This is a genomic window from Hydrocoleum sp. CS-953 (genome assembly GCF_002260545.1).
Classification (GTDB): domain Bacteria; phylum Cyanobacteriota; class Cyanobacteriia; order Cyanobacteriales; family Microcoleaceae; genus Trichodesmium.
In genome coordinates, this window is record NZ_LGSU01001229.1 from 1 (window position 1) to 8239 (window position 8239).

Genomic DNA, 8239 nt, shown 5'->3' on the forward strand with positions numbered 1-8239 from the left:
CTACTCCCGCTCCCCGCCCCATAATAGTAGTTAATAAAGAGACTTAATAATATGGCTATGATGACCCCAGGCAAAGTTGCCGAACTATTAAATGAGCCAGGTTGCGAACACAACCATCATAAAAAAGACGGACATAAAAAACAGAAAGGCTGTCAGCAACAAGCGTCACCCGGAGCAGCTCAAGGAGGTTGCGCTTTTGACGGAGCTAGCATTGCCCTCGTACCCATCACAGATGCAGCTCACCTAGTTCACGGGCCTTTAGGTTGCTCTGGTAACTCCTGGGGAACTCGTGGTAGTTTGTCCTCTAACTCCCATCTCTACAAAATGGGTTTCACCACTGACATGGGTGAAAATGACATTATCATGGGCGGTGAGAAAAAATTATTGAAGGCGATCGCTGAATTAAAAAAACGCTACCAACCTCCAGCGATATTTGTCTACGCTACCTGCGTTACTGCTTTAATTGGAGATGACTTAGAAACAGTTTGTAAAGTCGCTAGCAAAAAATTAGAAGTTCCGGTAATTCCTGTTAACTCTCCTGGTTTCATCGGTAGTAAAAATCTCGGCAACCGGGTTAGTGCAGAAGCATTAGTAGACCATGTAGTAGGTACAGCAGAACCAGAATTTACTACACCTTACGATATTAACCTCATCGGCGAATATAATATCGCTGGTGAAATGTGGGCAATGTTACCCCTGTTTGAAAAACTCGGCATTCGGGTATTGTCAAAAATTACAGGAGATGCTACCTACGAAGAAGTTTGTTACGCCCACCGTGCTAAACTCAACGTTATGATCTGCTCCAAAGCTATGATCAACATGGCACGGAAAATGGAGGAACAATATGGCATTCCTTACATTGAAGAATCATTTTATGGTGTTGCTGATATTAATAACTGCCTCAGAAATATAGCAGCTCAACTTGGTTATGATGACTTGAAAGAGCGGACAGAAAAACTCATCGCTGAAGAAACAGCAATTCTCGAAGAAATATTAGAACCCTATCGCCAACGTCTCAAAGGTAAAAGAGTTGTACTCTACACTGGTGGGGTGAAAAGTTGGTCTATTATTTCCGCAGCTAAAGATTTAGGTATGGATGTGGTTGCGACTAGCACCAAGAAAAGTACGGAAGAGGATAAAGCAAAAATTAAAAAGCTGCTTGGTAAAGAAGGTATTTTACTAGAAAAAGGTAATGCCGAAATTCTCTTGAAAGTTATTGCCGACACCAAAGCTGATATGCTCATTGCAGGTGGCCGTAACCAATATACCGCACTGAAAGCGAGAATACCATTTTTGCACATTAACCAAGAACGCCATCATCCCTACGCCGGATATCATGGGATGATCGAAATGGCAAAAGAATTAGACGAAGCTCTCCATAGTCCAGTTTGGGAACAGGTGAGACAACCGGCACCTTGGTTAGCGGAATGTCAGTTAGATGATGTCTTAGAGGTGGAAACTCTCCCCAGTCTGACTAATATTCCACCCGCAACAGTCAATATTCATAAAAACCCCTTATCCACAAATCCTCTGAAACTCAGTCAACCATTAGGTGCAGCTTTAGCATACTTAGGAATTAAGGGGATGATGCCACTGTTCCACGGAACTCAAGGTTGTACTGCTTTTGCTAAGGTATTATTGGTGAATCACTTCCAAGAAGCTATTCCCCTTTCTACTACTGCTATGAGTGAAGTGACAACTATTTTGGGAGGAGAGGATAACGTCGATAAAGCGCTGCTAGCTCAGGTTGAGAAGTCTAACCCAGAAGTTATTGGTTTGTTGACTACTGGTTTAACTGAAACCAGGGGCGATGACATGGAGCGTATTCTCAAGAAATTTAGAGAAGATAATCCAGAGTTAGATGAGTTGCCCATATTAAGTGTTTCTAGTCCAGATTATAAGGGTTCTGCTCAGGACGGTTTTGCTGCTACTGTTGAGAGTATAGTGGCTTATGATTATGGCGAACCTATTCCCACAGAAACTAAAAAGCCTTTTGTAACTATTTTAGCAGGTTCTTGTCTTGCTCCTGGAGATGTTCAGGAAGTTAAAGATATTGTTGAAAGTTTTGGCTTAACTCCCATAGTTGTACCAGATATATCTCTGTCTTTGGACGGACATTTAATTGATGATATTTATAGTGCTACCAGTCCAGGCGGTACCACAATAGAAGAGTTGCGTAATTTGAGTCGCTCAACTTTTACCTTAGTTATTGGAGAAAGTCTGCGGAATGCTGCTCAGATATTGCAAGAAAAATTTGGTACTCAATATCAAGTGTTCCCTCGGTTGACAGGTTTGGGTGCTGTAGATAGTTTCATGTTAAAATTGTCTCAGTTAGTTGTGTCTCGCACCGATCCCCATCTTGACAGAGGTTGCGAAGTGCCTCAGAAGTACCAGCGTCAACGCCGTCAGTTACAGGATGCGATGTTGGATACCCACTTCTATTTTGGTCATAAGCAAATATCTATTGCTTTGGAGCCAGATTTACTTTGGGCAACAAGTTGGTTTTTACGAGAAATGGGGGCAGATATTAAAGCTGCTGTAACAACTACGCGATCGCCATTACTCGAAAAATTACCCACAGAAAATGTTACCGTTGGAGACTTGGGAGACTTCGAGGAAGTAGCAACAGGTTCAGATTTACTAATTACCAATTCTCATGGTAAGCTAATATCTGAGAAGTTAGGTATTGCTCTCTATCGGATGGGAATGCCAATTCACGATCGCCTCGGTAACGGGCAACGTTGTTATGTAGGTTATCGTGGTACAATGAATTTATTATTTGATATTGGTAATATTTTCCTAGAGCAAGAAGAATCAAAAATTCACACTAATGATTATTCATTATTGTCAATAAGTTAGAAACAAGAAACAACAAGAAACCGGGTTTCTGAACTTGATGATTGGCATCACAAACTTTTATAGAAAAACCCGGTTTCTGCCTAAGTCAATTTTTCTGAAACAAGAAACCGAAGAAACCGGGTTTCTGAACCTGATGATTAGGCATTACGAACTTTCATCAAAAAACCCGGTTTCTGCCTAATAAGTCAACCCGGTTTCTACACCGCTTCAAAACAAGTTTGTTATCAAGGACTAATAGTTTTTTCCTATTAGTTTTTGGTACATAAAACAAGGAGGAAAAACAACAATGAAAGTTGCATTTGCAACCACTGATTTTATTCATATAGATGGTCATTTTGGTTCTTCTAAACAAATGGCTTTATATGAAGTTGATGACAAAGGGTATGAAACTCTAGAACCCTTAACTTTTGGTGGTAATCTAGAGCAAGATGCTCCCAAACAAGATAAACTAGAAAAACTTCATGCCAAAGTTGAAGCTCTGCTCGACTGCACAATAGTTTATGTACTAGAAATTGGCGGTCCCGCAGCAGGTCGTTTAATCAACAAAAAAGTTACTCCAATGAAGTCAACTTCAGCAGAACAAACAATTACTGAAGTTCTTGATAGATTGGTAGAAACATTAAAAGGCAGTCCTCCTCCTTGGTTAAGGAAAGCTTTACAAAAAACTTCCGAATCTGACTTAGAAGCTGTACTTGAAGAGGTCTAAAACTATGACAGTTCAAACAGAAACAACAACAACAACAACTGATATTTATTCTGCGCCTTTTATTAAGGAATTAATTAGGGCAGTTCAAGCTCAAGACTCTTATGGAGTATATAAGTCTTGGTCTCCTGAATTAATTGTCAAGCCTTATATTGTTAGTAAGCAAGAAAAGCGCCAGATTTCCACTGAAAATGAAGTCGATCCGATGACTTTAGCTCGGATTAAGTTATTCTACAATGCAATAGCGACTTGCATTGAATTAGAAACTAATCAAATTATGCAAGTAGTTATTAGTATCAACCATGAAGGATTTGGTTGGGCATTAGTATTTTGTGGTCGTCTTTTAGTGGTTTCTAGAACTTTACGGGATGCTCAACGTTTTGGGTTTACTTCTCTAGAAAAATTAGAAGATGAAGGAGAAAAAATGGCTAAAGCTGGCATTGAGTTGGTGAACAAATATAAGGAAGTTTGTAAACTCTAACTTAATAGGATTTAGCTATTAGCTATCAGCTTCTAAATTTGTATAATGGAGAATTAAAACCTTCATTAACCTACAAATGATAATCCTGTAGTAGGGATGTTCGTATTTTTGTTATGCAACGTCCCTACTTTNCCAAAAAATGAGAAAATGCGTCCGAAAACTATTGTGATTTGTGTTTATAATCAATATATTGAAATAGCTACTACTCAAATTGATAGGGGTTCATCAAATGAAAACATTAACAGACTTCCAAAAACTTGTAGATGCCGAAGATTTTCTCAGCTTTTTTGAAATTCCCTTCGACCAAACAACTGTCAATGTAAATCGCCTCCATATATTAAAAATGTTTTCTGTAGCAATTGCAGAAGTTGACGAAAAAAAAGAACTTGCTGAAGCAGACAAAATAACTGCATATAAAACAGCATTAGAATCAGCTTATCAAACTTTCTTGACATCTAATGCTCAAGAACAAAAAGTCTTTCCAGTATTCCAACAAGAACATAACGATGTAGTTAAATTAACAGAAATTACTGCTGAGTAAGGAGAAAAAATGGATAATGGATAATTGATAATGGATAATTGATAATTGATAATTAGAGAGAGTTTTCATTATCCACTATTTATTATCAATTAATGAAGCAGAAACCAGGTTTATCAAGAAAATTCCTGAGAGCAAAAGACAATAATCAGGTCAATAAACTTGATGTGTTGTTTGGATATGTAAGTTCTGCTGATAACTGATAACTGATAACTGGTAACTGAAATGGCCTCCAACCTCACACCCAAAGAATTAGAACGTTATAGTCGTCAGATGATGCTTCCAGGTTTTGGTCAGGAAGCACAACAGCGACTAAAGTCAACAACAGCAGTGGTAAATGGAGTCGGTGGGTTAGGTGGCACAGCAGCACTGTATTTAGCAGTAGCAGGTGTCGGGAAACTAATTTTAGTCCGAGGTGGGGAACTGCGACTTGATGACATGAATCGTCAAATCTTAATGACAGATGATTGGGTTGGTAAAGTGCGAGTAGACAAAGCCAAGGAAACTCTATCTGCAATTAACCCAGACGTTGAGATTGAAGCAATACCCGAATATGTTACGGCTGAAAATGTAGATACATTAGTACAGTCTGCTGATATTGCTCTCGACTGCGCCCACAACTTTGACGAACGGAATTTACTCAATGCTGCCTGTGTACGTTGGCGCACACCAATGGTGGAAGCTGCTATGAATAGTATGGAAGCTTACTTAACCACCATAGTTCCTGGTAAAACTCCCTGTTTGTCTTGTCTATTCCCAGAAAAACCAGACTGGGATAGACGTGGGTTCGGAGTATTGGGGATAGTTTCTGGAACCCTAGCTTGTCTAGCAGCTTCAGAAGCCATCAAGCAGATTACAGGATTTAGTAAACCCCTGTGGTCACAATTGTTGACAATGGACTTGGATGGGATGGAGTTTGCCAAACGTCGCCCCTATCATGACCCAAATTGTCAAGTTTGTGGTTCTATTTCCAAAGAAGAAAAAGCAACTTAACTAGAGAAGTTATCACAGCGAACAGTTTCTAGTTAGAGCTTTGGTTTAACTTATAAATAAGGAAAAAGAATTAGTAGAAACGGCAAGTTTAAAAGCCTTTGAGGATATGCGATCGCGAAAGCGAGATGCAGTAAGATCGGGCTAACACTAAGACTATAAATTTTAAAAGTCAGGGTGCATTTTTCTAATCAATACAATCAGTTTTAGTGTTAGCCTGATTTATATCTTGCCTCTCAAACTACCATTTTTCCTAAAACTACTAAATCAATAAGCCAGACAAGAGGCGGATGTCATCTATCTGGAATAATTATTTTATCGGTAAGTATAATTACTTTCCTTCAAGATTATGACTCTGAGTTTAACAGAAAAAGCTGCTTCTCAACTTACTAAGTTCGTGCAAGACTCAAATCAAGGCATCCGCATCTCTGTTGTGGATGGAGGTTGCAGTGGTTATCAATATTCTTTAAATATTGCTAAGGCTCCCAAAGCAGATGACTTGCTACTGGAAAAAGATAATTTACAAATATTTATCGATCCTAAAAGTGCGCCTTTACTAGAGGGAGTTGTAGTTGACTACATTGAAGGTTTAACAGAAAGCGGCTTAAAGTTTATTAACCCTAACGCCACAGAAACTTGTAGTTGCGGTAAGTCTTTTCAAGCAGGTGGTTGCACTCCAACAGGAATACCTTGTAGCTAATTAGCTTTCAGCAAGTAATATCAAATCCGCTTACTTTGAAGTGTTTAAGAAACCGGGTTTATGGGAGGTATATCTTAAGTATAGTGGGGTATTTAATAAACCCGGTTTCTATACTTTTTTATACCGATACTACCGGATTTGATATAAACCTCTGGCAGGGGATTTTTACCATTCTTAAACCATACCTTATAAAGACTGTAGCTAATAGCTAATAGCTGATAGCTTGTTAAAACAGTTTTCGAGACTTAAAGTACAATTAAACAAAAGGAGGATCTAATTAACCAATGGCTAGTTACAAAGTACAATTAATCAAAGGCAAGAAAAAGCAACCCCCAGAAATTGATGTCACCATCGAAGTTGATGAGGATACATATATTCTTGATGCAGTAGAAGAAGCTCGTGAAGACCTAGAATTCCCTTCTTCTTGTCGTGCAGGTTCTTGCTCTAGTTGTGCTGCAAGAATAACCGAGGGAGAAGTTGATCAAGAAGACCAAAACTTCTTAGACGATGAGCAGGTAGAGAAAGGGTGGATATTATTGTGTGTAGCCAAGCCAAAATCTGATTGTGTGATCAAAACTCACCAAGAAGCTTATTTGGTGTAATACCACTGGTAAATAATTGTAAATAATTATTATCGTAGGGACGTTCCATGGAACGTCCCTTTAAGTTTTTGGCTTATATAGTCAGGACTTACGCAACCAGGATATCTCGTAGGGGCGAATGGCCATTCGCCCCTACAGATGTTGTATGATTTAATATTTTGCGTAAGTCCCGATCAATCAATATCGTAGGGGTTTGGTGACCAAACCCCTACCAAAGTAGGAGTTTTTAGTTCTTTATTTAACAAAAAAAACTCTACAATATTACAGCGCTTTTCAGATGGATAAACCACATCGTCACAACCAAAACCTTGTAGGGAGTTCCATGGAACTCCCTACTGTGATCTACATCAAATGAAAACTGCTGTAATAACTTTGAGAAAAATTCAACATGGGAATGAGAGATATGAAAAAAAGCGCGATCGCAACCTTCTTAAAATTTATAGCCATACTTGCTTGTTTTTTTATAATTAGTTGTAGCCCAAATACCAACAATTCATCAATAAATTTAACAGTTTCAGCAGCAGCCAGCCTCAAAGATGTAATGGCAGAAATTAAACCTATTTATGAACAACAAAAAACTAATGTTTCTTTAACATTAAACTTAGCTTCATCCGGTTCTCTCCGACAACAAATTGAACAAGGTGCCCCAGTAGATTTATTTATCTCTGCATCTGCTTCTCATATTAATATGTTGGAAGAAAAAGGTTTAATCATAGATGAAAATCGTCGAGACCTACTGAAAAATCAAATGGTGTTAATAGTTCCCCAAGAAAATACTGCTTTAGTCAATACTTTTGAAGATTTAACAAAAGAGGCTATTAGTACAATATCAATTGGCGAACCACAAAGTGTTCCTGCGGGAAAATATGCCAAAGAAGTTTTAACTTCTCTAGGTATTTATGAAGCAGTAGAATCGAAAATAGTTTTTGCTAAAAATGTGCGTCAAATAGTAAATTATGTAGCAACAGGAAATGTTGATGCTGGTATTGTTTATCAGACAGATACTAACGTTTCAGATACAGTAAAAATTGTTGCTAATGCACCAGAAAAATCTCATACTCCAGTAGTTTATCCCATTGTGATAATTAAAGATAGTAAAAATATTGAAGCTGCTCAAAAACTAGAAGAATTTCTGTTTACGCCAGAGGCAAAAGCTGTATTTGAAAAATATGGTTTTATACCAATTTTATGAATGTTTGCTACAAATAGCTAGGGTAATTTTTAGTAGTAATTTTTAGTAGTCAGGAGTCAGGAGTCAGGAGTCAGAATAAATAGCTTCGATACTATTTATTAGTTAATAATTTGGTATTCCTGCATAGTAATGGTGAGAATATATATTTTTTCCGACACTCCCCACTCCCCATAC

8 protein-coding genes are annotated in these 8239 nt (G+C 38.1%); all 8 read left to right on the top strand.

Going from position 1 to position 8239, the window contains the following annotated elements; genetic code table 11:
* The first annotated feature begins 51 nt into the window (after positions 1 to 51).
* The 8 genes from AFK68_RS20765 (at position 52) to modA (ending at position 8065) form a co-directional block, all read left to right on the top strand.
* Complete coding sequence (locus tag AFK68_RS20765) at positions 52 to 2859, top strand: bifunctional nitrogenase iron-molybdenum cofactor biosynthesis protein NifEN (protein WP_094674723.1); 2808 nt, start codon at positions 52 to 54, stop codon at positions 2857 to 2859.
* Positions 2860 to 3145: 286 nt separating this feature from the next.
* On the top strand, positions 3146 to 3565 hold the full coding sequence (nifX, locus tag AFK68_RS20770; protein WP_094674725.1) for a nitrogen fixation protein NifX: 420 nt from the start codon (positions 3146 to 3148) through the stop codon (positions 3563 to 3565).
* A 4-nt stretch (positions 3566 to 3569) separates the two neighbouring features.
* Entirely contained in the window at positions 3570 to 4043 is a 474-nt protein-coding gene (locus AFK68_RS20775) for a NifX-associated nitrogen fixation protein (RefSeq protein ID WP_094674727.1), read from the top strand.
* Between the two features lie 229 nt (positions 4044 to 4272).
* Positions 4273 to 4584 (top strand): nitrogenase-stabilizing/protective protein NifW, encoded by a 312-nt coding sequence (gene nifW / locus AFK68_RS20780; protein ID WP_094674729.1) that lies wholly within the window; start codon positions 4273 to 4275, stop codon positions 4582 to 4584.
* Between the two features lie 222 nt (positions 4585 to 4806).
* Positions 4807 to 5574: a HesA/MoeB/ThiF family protein gene (locus AFK68_RS20785; RefSeq protein ID WP_094674731.1), complete on the top strand. Its 768-nt coding sequence runs from the start codon at positions 4807 to 4809 to the stop codon at positions 5572 to 5574.
* Positions 5575 to 5920: 346 nt separating this feature from the next.
* Positions 5921 to 6271 (top strand): iron-sulfur cluster assembly accessory protein, encoded by a 351-nt coding sequence (locus AFK68_RS20790; RefSeq protein ID WP_094674733.1) that lies wholly within the window; start codon positions 5921 to 5923, stop codon positions 6269 to 6271.
* Positions 6272 to 6555: 284 nt separating this feature from the next.
* The gene (locus AFK68_RS20795; protein ID WP_094674735.1) at positions 6556 to 6873 is read left to right on the top strand and encodes a 2Fe-2S iron-sulfur cluster-binding protein; all 318 of its coding nucleotides are present in this window, start codon (positions 6556 to 6558) and stop codon (positions 6871 to 6873) included.
* 388 nt (positions 6874 to 7261) lie between these two features.
* Positions 7262 to 8065 (top strand): molybdate ABC transporter substrate-binding protein, encoded by an 804-nt coding sequence (modA, locus tag AFK68_RS20800; RefSeq protein WP_246844313.1) that lies wholly within the window; start codon positions 7262 to 7264, stop codon positions 8063 to 8065.
* Positions 8066 to 8239 lie beyond the last annotated feature (174 nt).

Coding starts and splice junctions, on each gene's coding strand:
- AFK68_RS20765 (WP_094674723.1), top strand. CDS start 52: ATGGCTATGATGACCCCAGGCAAAGTTGCCGAACTATTAAATGAGCCA.
- nifX (WP_094674725.1), top strand. CDS start 3,146: ATGAAAGTTGCATTTGCAACCACTGATTTTATTCATATAGATGGTCAT.
- AFK68_RS20775 (WP_094674727.1), top strand. CDS start 3,570: ATGACAGTTCAAACAGAAACAACAACAACAACAACTGATATTTATTCT.
- nifW (WP_094674729.1), top strand. CDS start 4,273: ATGAAAACATTAACAGACTTCCAAAAACTTGTAGATGCCGAAGATTTT.
- AFK68_RS20785 (WP_094674731.1), top strand. CDS start 4,807: ATGGCCTCCAACCTCACACCCAAAGAATTAGAACGTTATAGTCGTCAG.
- AFK68_RS20790 (WP_094674733.1), top strand. CDS start 5,921: ATGACTCTGAGTTTAACAGAAAAAGCTGCTTCTCAACTTACTAAGTTC.
- AFK68_RS20795 (WP_094674735.1), top strand. CDS start 6,556: ATGGCTAGTTACAAAGTACAATTAATCAAAGGCAAGAAAAAGCAACCC.
- modA (WP_246844313.1), top strand. CDS start 7,262: ATGGGAATGAGAGATATGAAAAAAAGCGCGATCGCAACCTTCTTAAAA.